At 39.7% G+C, this 16,516-nt stretch carries 10 protein-coding genes; 4 read left to right on the top strand and 6 right to left on the bottom strand.

Translation table 11 applies throughout. From position 1 onward, the window contains the following. Positions 1 to 116 precede the first annotated feature (116 nt). The 5 genes from BGP15_RS26750 to BGP15_RS26730 form a co-directional block, all read right to left on the bottom strand. Positions 117 to 2,597 (bottom strand): YfhO family protein, encoded by a 2,481-nt coding sequence (locus tag BGP15_RS26750; RefSeq protein ID WP_286771219.1) that lies wholly within the window; start codon positions 2,595 to 2,597, stop codon positions 117 to 119. 400 nt (positions 2,598 to 2,997) lie between these two features. Continuing rightward, entirely contained in the window at positions 2,998 to 3,318 is a 321-nt protein-coding gene (locus BGP15_RS26745) for a YbjQ family protein (RefSeq protein WP_046673052.1), read from the bottom strand. Positions 3,319 to 3,321: 3 nt separating this feature from the next. Continuing rightward, positions 3,322 to 4,008: a potassium channel family protein gene (locus BGP15_RS26740; protein ID WP_046673051.1), complete on the bottom strand. Its 687-nt coding sequence runs from the start codon at positions 4,006 to 4,008 to the stop codon at positions 3,322 to 3,324. A 109-nt stretch (positions 4,009 to 4,117) separates the two neighbouring features. Further along, positions 4,118 to 5,908, bottom strand: coding sequence for a TrkH family potassium uptake protein (locus BGP15_RS26735; protein ID WP_286709827.1), 1,791 nt, complete (start codon positions 5,906 to 5,908; stop codon positions 4,118 to 4,120). Between the two features lie 106 nt (positions 5,909 to 6,014). Continuing rightward, positions 6,015 to 7,910 (bottom strand): AsmA family protein, encoded by a 1,896-nt coding sequence (locus BGP15_RS26730; protein WP_286771218.1) that lies wholly within the window; start codon positions 7,908 to 7,910, stop codon positions 6,015 to 6,017. Between the two features lie 95 nt (positions 7,911 to 8,005). Here BGP15_RS26730 and BGP15_RS26725 point away from each other — a divergent pair, with 95 nt between their 5' ends. After that, the gene (locus BGP15_RS26725) at positions 8,006 to 9,043 is read left to right on the top strand and encodes a hypothetical protein (protein WP_286771217.1); all 1,038 of its coding nucleotides are present in this window, start codon (positions 8,006 to 8,008) and stop codon (positions 9,041 to 9,043) included. Further along, positions 9,009 to 11,456: a tetratricopeptide repeat protein gene (locus BGP15_RS26720; RefSeq protein WP_286771216.1), complete on the top strand. Its 2,448-nt coding sequence runs from the start codon at positions 9,009 to 9,011 to the stop codon at positions 11,454 to 11,456. Before BGP15_RS26725 ends, BGP15_RS26720 begins: the two co-directional genes overlap by 35 nt. A 74-nt stretch (positions 11,457 to 11,530) precedes the next feature. On the opposite strand, the gene rsgA is transcribed toward BGP15_RS26720, so the two are convergent. Further along, positions 11,531 to 12,451: a ribosome small subunit-dependent GTPase A gene (rsgA, locus tag BGP15_RS26715; protein WP_115046310.1), complete on the bottom strand. Its 921-nt coding sequence runs from the start codon at positions 12,449 to 12,451 to the stop codon at positions 11,531 to 11,533. Positions 12,452 to 12,557: 106 nt separating this feature from the next. On the opposite strand from rsgA, the gene polA reads away from it, so the two are divergent. Both polA and BGP15_RS26705 read left to right on the top strand, forming a co-directional pair. Further along, entirely contained in the window at positions 12,558 to 15,359 is a 2,802-nt protein-coding gene (gene polA / locus BGP15_RS26710) for a DNA polymerase I (RefSeq protein WP_201639964.1), read from the top strand. Positions 15,360 to 15,363: 4 nt separating this feature from the next. Continuing rightward, a complete protein-coding gene (locus BGP15_RS26705; RefSeq protein WP_286752839.1) occupies positions 15,364 to 16,494 on the top strand; it encodes a toxin-antitoxin system YwqK family antitoxin in 1,131 nt (376 codons plus the stop codon). Positions 16,495 to 16,516 lie beyond the last annotated feature (22 nt).

Raw genomic sequence — 16,516 nt, 5'->3', positions numbered from 1 at the left:
TAAAGTGTAATCACGCTGAGTCCGCTTTACATAATTTGTTCCTTCTTCCATAACGATTCTTTTTGTGTATCGATATTTCAGGACGAGACAGCTCACACAATAAAAAGAAACAGCAGCTAAGCCGCTGTTTCTTTTTTATTCCCTTTAAAGGAGAAATATATCGCCGCGCCTATTCCCAATACAAGAACAATAGACGAGATTAAAGTCAATACATTACCCAATTTGTGCGACTCTGGATCAAAAACAAATTCTACCTTATGCGTTCCCGCAGGTAACTGCAGTGCTCTTAAGATATAATCCGCACGAATAATAGGCGTTTCCTTTCCATCCACATAAGCTTTCCACCCTTTATCGTAAAATACTTCAGAAAATACCGCAAAGGCATCATTGGCAGATGTATATTCATATTGCATTTTATCGGGATGGTAGGAGGTCAACTTAATCTCTCCTGTCGTTGAAGCATTCGAAGTTTTAGCCTTAATCTCATTTTGATATTGTTGATTCACAAAGGCCTCCTTATGTGGGTCAAACGAACTGATTGCCTGCATTTCTTCGGCATTTCCTTTCACAAAACTTACCCGATCTACAAACCAAGCATTTCCTGCAGCTGTACTTCTTCTTACAATACGTTGTGACTGATTCTGAGGATCTGTCGTAATCAAATAACGTACGTTGAACATATCCAATACATCTTCGTTCAGGGCGCCATTAAATTGATTTTCCAAAATTTCCTGGAAACGCATTAATTTTGCTGCATGGTATCCGCCTAAGGATTTATGGAAGTAGGACGGACGGGCATCCGAAAACGGATCTGAAGTCAAGTCAAGTACGCGGTAGCTTGGATCTTTATCCATTAAGATCAATTGATCCACTTCACGTTGTTGGAATACTTGCTGTGCTGTAGCACCCTTCTCCATAAAAGATTTGTCATTCAAGAAGCGCTTATCTACACTCCATAAATCAAACAAGAATAAGACGAGCAAAGCCCCTAATAATACACCCTCGCTCAGTTTTTTCTTTAAAAAGACCCAAACAAATCCAGAGGTCAGCAGAACAATGAAAAAGGAACGGTAGGCATCTTTACTCGCGATATCTTTGCGATCCAGAACCAACTGGTTTGCCAACTCTGTCGCAAAGGCCTTATCTCCGATCTGATGCTCTAACATTTCTACCAAATTGCTATGCCCCGCATTTCCAAAATTCAAAAAGAGATCCGGCGTTACGGCAATCAACAGACAGACTCCACCGACACCAATAAAGGTATACAAGATTTTTTTATCTAAGTTTGGTATCTCCTTAGCACGTGTTAACAGTTCGTTTACTGCCATAATCGCCATCATTGGCACGGTAATGGAAACCACAACAAGAATAGATTCAACAGCCCTAAACTTATTGTACATAGGGAAATAGTCAAAGAACAGATCCGATACAAGAGTAAAGTTTTTTCCGAATGACAAAAGCAACGCTAAAATGGTTGTTGCCAAAATCCACCACTTGAAGCGATCCTTGACAATAACAAGCCCCAACACAAATAGGAAGAAAACTCCTGCCCCAAAATACCATGGCCCCGAAGTAAAACGTTTGTCGCCCCAATAGGTTGGCATGCCTTGCGCCATCTGGCCAGCTTGAATCTCCGACGCCCCTCCTCGTTCCATTAGGAACTTAGCGACATGTGATTTCTCGTCCAATTGTCCTCCAGTTGAACCACCATAGGCATTCGGAATTAAAAAGGTAATGGTTTCACCAATCCCTTGGCTCCACTCATAGGCATATTCTTTATCAAGTCCTTTCTCTTTAGCATTGTTGTTATCAACCTTCGTGATATTGGCATGTCCACGCGTGCTTAATTTACTATATTCCCAAGTCGGCAATAAAATAGATGCATTTACCATCAAAGCGATGACCACTGCGATAATCTGCCTTCCTGAAGCGATAAAAAAACCTTTTAATTGCTTTTGTTTAAGCGCATCGATGAACGTGAAAATCACGTATACCATGAGGACTATTAACAGATAATAGGTTGTCTGTAAGTGATTGACGCGAATTTCCAGCGAAAGGAACAACGCCAATAATACAGGCCCCCACAATTTACTTCCCCGATAACACATAATAACCGCAGCAATAACAGGCGGAATAAATGCGATTGCATTGGCCCTTGTTATATGCCCAGCTTCAATATAAATAAAATTATAGGATGTAAATGCAATGGCTATTGCGCCGACTGCGGCAAGCCAGGGTTTGATCCGTAAGACACTAAAAAGGAAATAAGCCCCCAACAAATAAAATAGCACCGTATCCATTGGGCTCGGAAAGGCGAACTTAACCGCTTTTAAGAAATAGGTACCAATGTTATTCTCATTTTCTTGCCAAATTTGATAAGTCGGCATTCCGCCAAACATCGAGTTAGTCCATAAGGGCGCTTTACCATCCTTTGCCTTAAAATCAAATAATTCCTTCTGCGCCGCCTGCGCCTGTACCACATCCGACTGCGCCAGTGTTTTTCCTTGCCAAACAGGGGTAAAATAAAAAAATACGAGCGCAATAAATATCGCAATAACGATCAAATGTGCTGAATTCGCCTTAAACCAATTTTTCATCCGTATAAATTTGTCATTTTAAGGTGATGAATATATCTAATTTATTCAACTTACCAAATAATCGTTCATTCATAACTTGCTTTTCGTTGTATCTATGAACACATTATTCGCGGTTTGATAAATCTCGATGATTTCATTTACCTTCTTAGGTTGTTTAAAAGTCTTAAAAGCCAAACTTAGATAAATTTGTTTTTATATACAATTATAATTATCGCTCAGTGTCCTGTTAACAGCAGGGTATTAACTGTATTGACTCGGCAATCGCTCGCTCTTCCTTTTAAATACATAAATAGAAGGTGTCTAGAAAAATCGGGGCAAGCCTTTGGGCACTCAATAGCTGAAATGTTGCCTTAGCGAGGGACACATAAAAAAGGGAGCAAAATTTTTTGCTCCCTTGTAATTAAGATCTCATTTTTACCGCCGTTCCCGTTGCGCCCACCATCATCATTCCTCCTGTTCCTACCGTCTGGAAGTCCAGTCGAACCCCAACGACCGCATCAGCGCCCAAGGCGCGTGCACGGTCTTCAAGTTCACGCAGCGCTGCTTCACGGGTTTCCTGGAATGCACGTTCATAAGAGTTGGATCTTCCGCCAAAAAAATCGCGAAAGCCCGCCATCATATCCTTGATTGCATTTGCCCCCAGAACCACTTCGGAAGAGACTATTCCCAAATAGCGTTCAATTTGGTGTCCCTCAATAGTACCTGTTGTTGTCAATAACATATTTTATTCTCCTTTTTGAATTAACTTATTAATATTGGATAGCTCACCAAAAACAACCAAAATATCCCCCTCTTCCATGATCGTTTCCGATGCGGCAATTCCTGAAGCTTCTTTTTGTTCTTTAGTCACACCATCCTTTTTCATTTCTGTAATTTTCACGGTGGTTAAGACGATCACCTTGTATAAATTCGTCAGGTTCGCTTCACGCAAGGTCATCCCCACGTAACGCGCCGGAACTTTAGTCTCCACAATAGAGTATTTATCCGAGACTTTAAACGAATCGACAATATCAATATTGTCTAAACGCATTGCCAACCGCTCAGCAGCCTCTTCTTCCGGCATGATATATTCATTGATTTCCATGGCCTCCAACACAGTTTTTTGTAAATCTGAAACAATACGACCAATGATGCGTTTAACTTTCAACTGTTTTAAGAGCGCTACGGTCATGAGCGAAGCTCCCTCATCCTCTCCAATTGCAACAATGACAGCATGAGCATCTTTAAGCGGTAATGACGATACCGCTTCTCGGTCGGTGGTATCTAGGCATACCGTGTGCGTTATCTTGTCCTTTAATTGTTCAACGATACTGAGATTTCGGTCGGCACCAATCACCTCATGCCCGAGTTCAGTAAGATGTACCCCTAAAGAACGTCCAAAATGCCCCAATCCTAAAACAATATACTTCATATCTCAAACTAAAATAAATTTACCTTTATTTCCAAGCTATCTTTCAATTTATATGCTCATATTCCGCTGATAAAGCCATCAAATTTAGCCAAAACGGTCACTTGTCTGCTTAAAACAAGATCTTTTCTTCCGGAAATACAATATTTCTCCGGGTTGTATTTTTAATAAAAGCCACCAATAGCGTCAACATCCCAACACGTCCAACAAGCATTGTCAACGCAATAATTAATTTCCCCCCCATACTGAGCGAGGGTGTAATCCCCAAACTTAATCCACATGTTGTATAGGCTGATAGTGCTTCAAAGAGGAGTGCTTTCATACTCTTATCTGGATCAGTAAAAATGAGCACAAAAAAACTGAATCCAACCACAAAAAACGACAATAAAATAATCGCAAAAGCCTTGTTAACAGATTCGCCGGCTATTCGCCTTTTAAAAATCTCTATATATTCTTTTCCTTTAGCCAGCGAAACAATATTCAACAGTGAAACAGCAACGGTAGTTACCTTTACTCCCCCACCAGTAGATCCGGGAGAGGCCCCGACCCACATCAGCAGCATAATCAAAAAAACAGTTGGTGGCCCAACAAAACTCAAATCAACACTATTGTAACCTGCCGAACGTGCGGCATTGGCCATAAAGAAGGAAGTCGCCCATTCCCCATCGATTCCCTTTTCAAGAGAAAGTGTATTCCCTCGCTCCAAGAAATAGAAAAACAAAGTGGCACCTACAATAATAATCGCATTACAGACCAGCACCAATTTAGAATTAAAGCTAAAGCTCCATGCTTTATGCTTATAGTTTTTCTTTGTGATCCATCGGTGATAATAAAGCAATATGGATTCTTTCATATAGGTGTAGAAATTCAATACTATTCCAAACCCCAGACCGCCCAGAATGAAAAGCGAGGACAATGCCAATTGGAACGGATAATTGAATTTATAGGCTTCATGGGTAATTCCTCCAGATAAGATCGAAAATCCAGCATTACAGAATGACGAAATGGAATGAAAGATCGAAAAGAAAACCATGCTCCCCAAATTTGGGAAATTAGCACTTTCCAAGGTACTAAAGATCAGTATCGCTCCAAGAAATTCAAACAGCAGCGTAATAAAGATCATGGTCAATAGGGTTTTAATGACGGAGGCTACTTTATTTTCACCTAAAATTTCACCAAACATCAATTGATTCTTAAATGAAAATCCGCCCGAAAAAAAATAACCAAAAAAACCTGTAAATGTCATAATACCTAATCCTCCAACCTGTATCAAGACGATGACCACAGTTTGTCCAAACATGCTAAAATTGGTTGAAATATCGGCAACCGACAAGCCAGTGATACAAACAGCGCTTGTTGCCATAAATAAGGCGTCCACAAAACTTAATGGAGCTTCTACCGTAGTTCGCGGCAGCATCAAGAGTACGGTGCCGAGCAAGATCAGAACCAGGAAACTGATGACAAATAATATGGTCGGATTAAAATAAAAATTATCAAAGAAAAGTGTGCTCTTCGATAGCTCCGCGATAAAAATTAAATAGATTCCGAGATAAACCCACTGTTCTCTTGAAAAAACAGCGAGTGCTCCAAATCCTGCAAAACGGGCAATAAGAATAAATACAAAGTAAATGAGAATCACCAGGCCCGAGTAATGCTCCACAGCAATTTTTTTGAGTGCGTAAATGGATGACGACTCGCGGAGAGCAATCATGAAAAAGAGCACAAAGAAAAGATAATGAATTGTTTTACCCAGCAATTTCCCTAATGCAGGATCAGTAACATAGCCTACATTAAATAAAACGATTGCAGCGCAAATCATGCTCACATAGAACATGATTTTGTCTACAAGCCCATTTTTATATTTGAAAACAAATCGGATAAAACTTAAAATCGAATCTATCATAATGTCTCAAACTAAGATAAATCTGTCAATAAATGCAAATCTATCTCCGTTGTATTTTTTGGCGCGCTGACTAAACCAAGGCAACCTTTCCACGTGAAACGGATCTTTAATTTCCTGCCCCTTCTTTCTCGAGTTCCTTTTCAGCTTTTTCACGGTCACGCTTCCGCTTCTCTTCAATCTTTGCCGCCTCTTTGGCCTCATCTTCTTTTTCTTCCTTCAGCAACTCCTCAGGCGTTTTGTGCTTCTTAAATATACTTGAAATCATTTTCTTGGCCTTGCTGATTCCCCCAACGACTTTTTCAACTTTTCCAGCTGTGTTCATCAGTTTAGCTTCCCGTTCTGGACCAAGGCCGACACATTGCTTAATTCCAACCAACAAAGTCTGCCACATCGCTTTAAAAAATGGATGATTGGGGTCCCTGCGCTTATTGATATGCCCTACCGTATATTTACCGTATAAATCCGGATTGCCCGGATTAAACAACACCTGATTAATCATAAAAGACAGCAGCCCCTTTTTTTCTCGACGACCGTCATCACCTGGCTCCGACAGGATATTAACTTTGAGGTCATCATAATCCATTTTAAAGGTTCCTTTACTACGGTAATCGTTAGCCCATATGTCAAATGTAATCTGACTGAGATTGCCCGATTTAACCTCAACATTTAACAATGGCCGGATCATCTTATTAACGACCGTTAGATCCATTTTCCCAAGTGTGCCCTTGTAGGTATAGGCCCCAACTTTAGAGGTCATATCAAAAACAAAATTGGTAGAAAGCTTGCCCGCATTCATAAAATTGCTGCTCAAATTTGCACGCATGAGCTTCTGCTTAATCAATTTTGTCGAATCATTTGTCACATTCAATATCGTGCCATACGTGTGATCAAAAGTAATGGTACCGATTTGACTATACTCATCACTCATTTCAGCATACGTAATTCCTATATTATCTAAAATTAATGAATCAATTCCCAAGCGTGTCGACATCTGCATTAATTTCATGTGCGGAGCATTTCCAATCTGACTGGTTGGTGGGCTTTTATAATGTTTATCACTATAAATCGAAAGAGAACCATTTTTTAAGCGTACATTTTGTGCATATATTTTCTTATCACGAGAAAGCTCGGCAAAATTGAATCCCGTCAAAAGCAGGGTATCCATTTTCAGCACCATATAGCTTCCACCTTCACCTTTCTTCCGGTAATAAGCAGCCTTATTCAGCGTCGGCTGATAAGCAACTTTAGTCAACAGGACATTGCGATTTTTACTATTGATTTTCAACTGATCAAAGTTTACTTTATAAAACCCGTCCGGAGTTTTATAGGTAAAACCAGGAACCTCAATATCAATCATTTTCGTATGATAAAAGCGCTGCTTGTCTCGCTCAGAAGTCGAATCGATTAAAACGTCATCTATACGAACCTTGACCTTCTTGACTTCGAAATCTTGATAAACCCCTTTTTGGACCTGCGTATATTTAAAATCGATATCATTCAAATTGACAGCCCGAACCTGAATTTTTTTCAGATTATCCTTTATCTTCTCATACAATGGTTTTTTAGGCCCCCTACTCACCGTATCGTTATAACGGTGTACCTCATTGATGACATGAATCGTTGGTGTTTCGACGGTGATATCATTCAAAAAAAGTTCCTTATCCATTAATACCCTTCGGATACCAAAGCTTTTTATTTTCAGCCTATTGATGGAAATTTCAAAGCGGTTATCTGGCGCTTTTTTGACCAACTCCAACTTTTTATATACGGAACTGTCTGAGACGAGCTGCAGATTGTCTATTGTTATATTGCCTAATAACAGGTTGACGTGGATATCGTCGTATGTAATAGTATACAAATTGTCCGTTGCTTGAGACACCAGCTGCTTGATTTTAGTATCTAAAAGGGGCTTCCACTTACTGCTAAAATACCAAATACCACCAGCCAACGCCAGTAGGATAAACGCTACAATACCAAGAATCCATTTGAAAATAGGCTTCATAAAGTCACAATCTCTTTGTAATTTCGTCTTTATTTTATTGAATAACAAACAAAATTAAGCCCATTTTGTTTGAATTACGACTAAATAAAGTGAATATGCTGCGTAAAACACAACTATTTTTATTTCTTGTACTACTATCTCTACTTTTTTTAGGTTCCTGCACCAAAACAAAGCATGAAACGGGCTTCTATTTTTGGAAGACCGTATTTCAGTTAGATACCGCAGAAAGCCGCTCCTTAAAAGAAATTGACGCGAAATCTATCTATGTCCGCATCATGGATATTGATCTCGATCCATCCGGTGTACAAGCCGTCCCTATTAGCCCCATTACGTTTACGCAACCTTTCCCCAAAGAACAGCAATTGATTCCTGTAGTATTCGTCAACCAACGTGTTTTTGCAGAGATGGATAGCCTGCAGATCAGGGGAGTGGCAAATAAGATTGTTCCGTTTGTGACGGCTAAAATACAACAAGCCGGGAAAGAAAAATTTACCGAACTCCAACTGGACTGCGATTGGACAAAGACATCCCGTGATAAATTTTTCTATCTGCTCAGCTATTTGCAGCAATTACCGGCATTAAAAGATGTTATCGTGAGCTCTACGCTGCGGCTCCACCAAGTCAAAAATACGGTCACCAGCGGAATTCCGCCTGTGAAAAAAGCGATGTTGATGTGTTACAACATGGGAAATCTCAGACAATTTGGCAATCAGAACTCCATTTTAAATCAACAGGACCTCAAGACCTATCTAAGCGGAACATTACGCAACTATCCCATGGAAATGGATATTGCATTACCGCTATTTCAGTGGTTTGTCGTTTTCAGAAATAATAATTACATCGGTATTTCAAAACATATCAACGAAGAGGATATTAAAGACTCGGCGTTATTTACCCATAACCCCAATACGAACCTCTATATTTTAACAAAGGATCTCCCAAAAGCAAACCTTAAAAAGGGAGATGTTATACGTTTTGAATCCATCAATCAGGATGAACTCCTACAAACGGCAAAATTTTTGAAGGGAGAGCTGAAAGGAAAAGAACACCGGATTATTTTTTATCATTTAGATCAAGCTACACTAGCAAACCATGGCAATGCCGAATTACAAAAAATTATTGCTGCTTTCTAGCACTACATTAGCTTTCTTCTTTGGAGAGATTGCAACCAATATCGCCTGTGGTCCTGAAGTGGATCCTTACGACAATCAAACGACATATTATCTCCCCAATCTGGAGGACAATGGATTTTCTGCCTTTCAATTCATCCCCTACCAATTTCTTTATACGGAGGAAGCACCAGTCAAAGAAAGTTTAATCAATTCCGAAACTTGGGTGAAGCACCTCGGTTCCCAGGTCAAGGTTAAGGATGTCGAGCAATTGATGTACAACAGCAACGCTGCAACCGCTAATTTAGCGAGCAATCAACAAAAGTCGACTTGGATCAACCTGCCAGATTCCATTAAAGGAAATACGTTCTTAAGCACATTGATTGACGGAAAACATGAAGCTGAACGCGCTTATTTTATGTTCACCAAAAAGCAGGAACCCATCACGAATATTCAACATAACTATTGGGATCCGGATACCCGAAATTTCAAAGAAATCACACAATTAGCTGAACTCGCCGAACAGCAGATCCCCAAGTACCCCAAAAATAGCTTTCTCTATATCCGCTATGCTTATCAAGCTGCCCGTTTATATCTATTTGGGCAGGAATACGCCAAGAGCATGACGATTTATGAAAAGTACCTGCAATCTGCTAAGGGAGACGAAGCTATCCTCAATTGGGCACTATCCAACTATGCGGGGGCTGTCCGCAAAAATGGTGATCCTGCAAGGGCAGCTTATCTCTTTTCCAAATTATTCACCGCCAGTCCGGAAAGGCGTATCCTCGCATATGCTAATTTCCATTATATTACAGCCAGCGATGCCGAGATATTTCAATATGCAAAAAATGATGCCGATAAATTCAACATCAATGCGATCATTGGCTTTGGAACAAGTGACTATGCCCTGAAATATCTGAGCGACTGCTATCAGCTCGATCCTGCTAACACCGTCAATGCGGTACTATTAGGACGCGAAGTCAATAAGATAGAAACAGAAATGAACGAGTCTTTTTACCTCAGTAGCGATAATTATAATTACTACAGTAAAAATGACGATAAAGGAAAGGTTAAACTACATCTGGATTCGCTCCGCAATTTTGCGCTAAAACTTTATCGCGACAAAAAATATGTTCAACCCCAATTGGGCCTTATTACTGCTGCCTACCTAAGTTGGATGAATAAGGAAAATGCTTTAGCAAAAGAATACCTTGCTGGAATAAAAGAGACTGACCTCAGTCCAAAATTGATTGATCAGCTTCAAATTACCCGATTGCTCACACAATTGACGGACTGGCAAAGCAGTAAGCAGCTGGATGAAGTTCAATTGACCAAAACCTTATCGTGGTTAGAAGAAAAAGCAAAACTAGATGGTAAAGAAGATATCCGCAAACAAAACTGGGGTTATAGTGCTTTTGAATACAGCAACTATAGTTTAATCTGCCGGAACATTTTACAAAATCTTGTTGTAAAACACTATTTGAACACACAAGACACCGCTATGGCTAGTTTAGCTGCTGTAAAGGCAGATGCTTTTTACAACTATGGCTTTGTGAAAGACTCATTGGAAGATAATATGCAGTGGACAACAATGCACTTTTGGGAAAATAGCCTTACACCTAAAACGCTGTTAAAAATAAGGAATTTATTGTCGGACAATTCCCAACAGAACACCCTGTCTAAATTCTTATTGAAAGATATCAAACATTTTAATAGGGATTATCTCACCGAATTACTGGGTACAACTTATTTGCGCGAACTGGATTTCCAAAAAGCAGCAAAAACATTAGCAGCACTTCCTAAAGACCATAAAATAAAGGAAATTAAAAACTGGTATAGCACGGATGAAGATGACATCAAACCCAACCCCTTTATTGTGACGATAAATGACTATCCAAAAAAATACGGAAAGGAAAATACAACCAAACTAAAATATGCTGAACGGATGGCGCGGTTGGAAAATGCGATAAAAACGGAAAAAGACAATCAGAAAAAAGCGGAATATTACTTTCAAATGGCTACAGGTATCTATCAGACAAGTACCTACGGCAATGCATGGTCCATCGTATCCTACGATTGGTCATCGACAGATAACCATGCTCCCTCAACACTCCATTGGCAACGAAACTACCTACAGACTAAATCGGCAAAGGAATGGTATAGCAAAGCGCGCGCGCTCAGTTCCAATAAAGAATTCAAGGCTAAATGCACTTTTATGCTGGCCAAATGCGAACAAAAGGATTTTGTTTATACCAATGAATCGCGTTGGCAGTATTATGATTCACCTTTGAAAAATCCTTTTTACCGCTTTTCAATGCAAAATAGGTACTTCAAAGAATTGAGCACACAATATAAAGATACCCCATTCTTTACCATCGCGTCAAAAGAGTGTACCTATCTTCGCGACTTTTTAAACTTGACACAAGCGATACAATAAGGGCTGCCGCCTACCTTGCTTTATAAAAATATAGCGCCTTCCTGATGTAGGAAGGCGCTATATTTTTATAAAGATTAAGATCTACTATCTTCATTATGATATATACTGAGGTAGCTATCATAGCGGGAACTCTCAATATAGCCTTCTTCCACAGCCTCCATAATGACACAACCGGGTTCATTGATATGCCTGCAATTATGAAATCGACATTGATTCATCAACGCGCGCATCTCTGGAAAAAAATGGGATAGCTCCTGTTTTTCTATATCGACAATTCCCAACTCACGAATACCAGGCGTATCAATTAACTTCCCTCCAAAAGGAAGATCAAACATTTCAGCAAAAGTAGTTGTATGCTTTCCTTTGTCAGACCAATCGGAGATTTCACCAGTTTTCAACCCGTATTCAGGAACGATTGCATTGATCAACGTTGATTTGCCAACCCCAGAATGACCTGATACCAAGGTTATTTTATCTTTAAGCAGTTGCTTGACAACGTCGATATTGGTACCGGTTAACGCAGAAACCTCGAAACAGGGATAGCCAATATGTTCATAAATAGCTTTATAGTCTGCCAATATCTCCAACCCTTCATCACTAAAAAGATCCAATTTATTGAAAATAATTACGGCAGGAATTCCGTAGGCCTCCGTTGTTACTAGAAAGCGATCGATAAAACCTAAAGATGTTGGCGGCGAGGCAAGTGTCACCACTAAAAAAGCTTGATCCAGATTTGCTCCGATAATTTGAGTTTGTTTGGACAAATTGACGGATTTTCGAATGATATAATTTCGACGAGGTTCCAGTTCGTGAATGACCGCACTATCCTGATCAGGTTCCACATCAAAATGTACCCAATCCCCCACAGCAACAGGATTAGTCGTTTTTATTCCTTTAGTACGAAACTTTCCTTTAATACGACAATCGTATCTTTTATCATCTTCGCCCAAAACTTGATACCAACTACCTGTCGATTTAGTTACCAGTCCTCTCATAAATCCTGTTGCATTAAATGTGTCATAGTACAAAAATCGGAAAAATTTATTAAACTTACCCTTTGATGAATTTCTTACCTTTGTAAGGAGACTAAAATTCAATTTTGTGAAAAAACTATTTCTTCTAGATGGAATGGCTCTGATATATAGAGCTTATTTTGCATTGAGCAAAACTCCCCGAATTACCTCAACAGGGTTAAATACAGGAGCAATCATGGGATTTACCAATACCCTATTGGATGTATTGAAAAATCAGCAACCTTCCCACATAGCAGTAGTGTTCGACACGGCGGCACCTACCGCACGACATATTGAATTTGAAGCTTATAAAGCACATCGCGAATCTATGCCAGAAGACCTTGCGGCCTCTATCCCCTATATCAATCGCTTAATTGAGGGCTTCAATATTCCGATCATCACCATGGATGGTTACGAGGCCGACGATATTATCGGTACGCTGGCAAAAAAGGCTGAAAAGCAAAATTTTCAGGTCTATTGCATGACACCGGATAAAGATTTCGGGCAACTTGTGTCTGAAAATATCTTTATCTATAAACCTGCACGCATGGGTAATGGAGCAGAAGTACAAGGTGTCAAAGAGATTCTTGAAAAATGGGAAATTTCTGACGTTTGCCAGGTCATCGATATCCTTGGTCTTTGGGGCGATGCCGTCGACAATATCCCTGGTATACCTGGAATTGGAGAAAAAACAGCGAAAAAACTTGTTCAGGAATACGGATCTGTCGAAGGCATTATCGCTAACGCGGATCAGCTTAAAGGAAAAATGCGCGAGAACGTGGAGAATTTTGCAGAACAAGGGCTTATCTCCAAAAAATTAGCCACTATTTTATTGGATGTACCCATTGAACTTGATGAAAAATCGCTAGAACTGGAAGACCCAAACAAAGAAATCCTTGAACCACTATTTGCAGAATTGGAATTCCGAACACTTGGAAAACGAGTTTTCGGCGATGAATTCTCCGTACTTGACAAGAGCATTCCTACAAATGGGCAAATGGATTTATTTTCGACAACAACGACGACAATTACCACGACCGAAATTGTCACTGAAATCAGTGTCGAAAATGTCGCAATAAATAATATACATAATACAACACATGAGTATGTTTTGGCCGACACAGCGGAAAAACAAGTAGCGCTAGCCGAACAGCTTGCGTCTTTAGATAGTTTTTGTTTCGACACAGAAACAACAGGATTGGATGCAAATCTTGCCGATATTGTGGGCTTATCATTTTCTTTTGAAAACGCTAAAGCGTATTATGTCCCAACACCTGCCGATCGTGAGGGTGCTCAAGCTATAGTCGATATTTTCAAGCCAGTTCTAGAAAACCCAAACATCGAGAAAATAGGACAAAACATCAAATACGATATTTTGTTATTAGCACGCTATGGTGTAAAGGTACAAGGTTCCCTTTTTGACACCATGCTTGCACATTATCTAATTGATCCAGATACCCGCCACGGGATGGATGTACTTGCAGAAAATTACCTGAATTACAGCCCGGTATCAATCACCGAACTTATCGGTGAAAAGGGAAAGAAGCAAGGGAATATGCGCGACGTTGAAGTCGAAAAAGTAAAAGAATATGCTGCTGAAGATGCAGACATTACCCTACAGCTAAAAAATGTGTTTCAACCCCTTCTTGTCGAGACCAACACCATGCAGCTCGCTCAGGATGTCGAATTCCCATTAGTCTATATACTCGCTGAAATTGAACGAAACGGTGTAAAAATAGATGTTCCGGCACTTGAAGAGTTTTCAAAAACACTGGATCAGGACATTAAAAATCTCGAGGAATCCATCTTTGAGAAAGCGGGCGTAAATTTCAATATCGCCTCCCCTAAGCAATTGGGAGAAGTCTTATTCGATAAACTGCAACTGGATCCTAAAGCTAAAAAAACAAAAACAGGACAATATAAAACAGGTGAAGATGTATTATTGGCATTGGCCCATAAATCAGATATCGTCCAAGATATCTTGAACTTTAGGCAGATGCAAAAACTCAAATCTACCTATGTTGATGCGCTACCTGAATTGATAAACCCCGAAACAGGGCTCATTCATACGTCATATAATCAAGCGGTTGCCGCAACAGGCCGTCTGAGCTCAACTAATCCGAACTTGCAAAATATCCCGATCCGTACCGAACGGGGAAGAGAAGTCAGAAAAGCCTTTATCCCAAGATCTGAAAACAACGTGATCCTCTCAGCCGATTATTCACAGATTGAACTCCGCCTGATTGCCGAACTCAGTAAAGATCAGAATATGATGGAAGCATTTAGTCAAGGTCACGATATCCACCGGGCAACAGCCGCGAAAGTCTATAATGTGGATTTTGATGCCGTTACTTCTGAACAACGTCGCAACGCGAAAGCAGTTAACTTTGGCATTATCTATGGCCAGTCGGCCTTCGGCCTTTCCCAAAACCTTGGCATATCTCGTAAAGAAGCATCCGATATCATCAATGAATATTTTAACCAATATACAGGAATAAAAAAATACATGAGTGATGCCGTCGAGTCTGCAAAAGAGAAGGGTTACGTTGAAACAATTTTAAAACGAAGACGTTATTTGAGAGATATCAATTCTGCAAACATGACCGTTCGCGGATTCGCTGAAAGAAACGCAATTAATGCTCCGATCCAAGGATCGGCAGCAGATTTGATCAAACTTGCCATGATCGCGATTCAGAAGGAAATTGAACAGCGAGGTTTAACAGGTAAAATGATCATGCAGGTGCATGATGAATTGGTTTTTGACGTACCTAAAGACGAGATCGAGGTATTCAAAAAAATTATTTTGGACAAAATGTCCAATGCTATAAAAACAAGTGTTCCTTTGATCGTAGAAATTGGAGAAGGCAAAAATTGGCTAGAAGCACACTAAAGTTATGATTAGAAAATTCATCCATATCTTATTATTATTGTCTGTGTGCAGCTTTACAAACCTGTATGCACAGGATGAAAAACCTGTATTCTATGAAAAATTAGACCAGGGATTGATTCGTTTTTATTTTGACAAATATTATTATTTGGTTTCAAAAGAGTGCGAGTTTAAAACGATTGAACGTGTGAGCAAATTTGATTTTGCAAAGCAAGTCTTTGACGGAGAGTTTCGCGATTTTGCGCCAAATGGAGCGAGAATACTCATTGGTTCCTATAAAGATGGTAAAAAAGAAGGCGTATTTCAAGCCTTCCATCCAAATGGAGTGCTGAAATGGGAAGTAAATTTCCAAAACAACCACCCGACCGGTGATTGGAAATATTACTACCCGGATGGAAAACCGCTATTGACCATAACCTATAGTGAACAAGGCTACTTTATAAAAGATTACTGGGACAACAGGGGCAAACAGGAAGTAATAAATGGCGAAGGCAACTATGAATTTTCTATTCCGTTTGAAGGATTTACTGAATTTGGTTTTGATTTCTACCTACGCAAAGGAAAGGTGAAAAGCGGCAGGCCACAGGGAAACTGGAATACATATTTCTACAATGTAGGCCAGCAACCCGTTTACGCTATGACACAACGCTTTGCAAATGGTGTGCTCACAATGACCTATGATGACAATGGAGACCTAAATAATGAGGATTTCATGTCGCTAAGCATCCTCCCTTATGACTATTTTATACGAGCGGAACTATTTAACGGTAAGTCTTGCAGCTTTGATGATTATTCCAATTTTTATGCTTTCTTAACTAAACGTTTTAATGACAATCTCAATAAAACCGGACTAGATATCACCAAACAGGTTAATTTTTCTTACCTCGTGGAAGTAAAGAAAACCGGAATGGCTAATCTAAAGAGTCTCAAGTTAATATCAGATTCCGGAAACGAGTCTTTCGATGGCATTTTGAGTCGTATTGCGAGAAGTATTGACTTCTATTTCCCTACGTATAAAGACAATCAGCCTCAAGACGACCTCATCAGAGTATCTGGCGGAATCACACAGGGTAACGACGGAAAAATCTATACCCATTCAATTAAAATCGAAAGACAAATAGACAATTCGAGTAAATAATTATCTTTGCAGAAATAAATAG

This window comes from Sphingobacterium sp. 40-24 (genome assembly GCF_001899705.1).
Taxonomy (GTDB): domain Bacteria; phylum Bacteroidota; class Bacteroidia; order Sphingobacteriales; family Sphingobacteriaceae; genus Sphingobacterium; species Sphingobacterium multivorum.
This window is presented reverse-complemented; position numbering and strand designations above follow the sequence as displayed.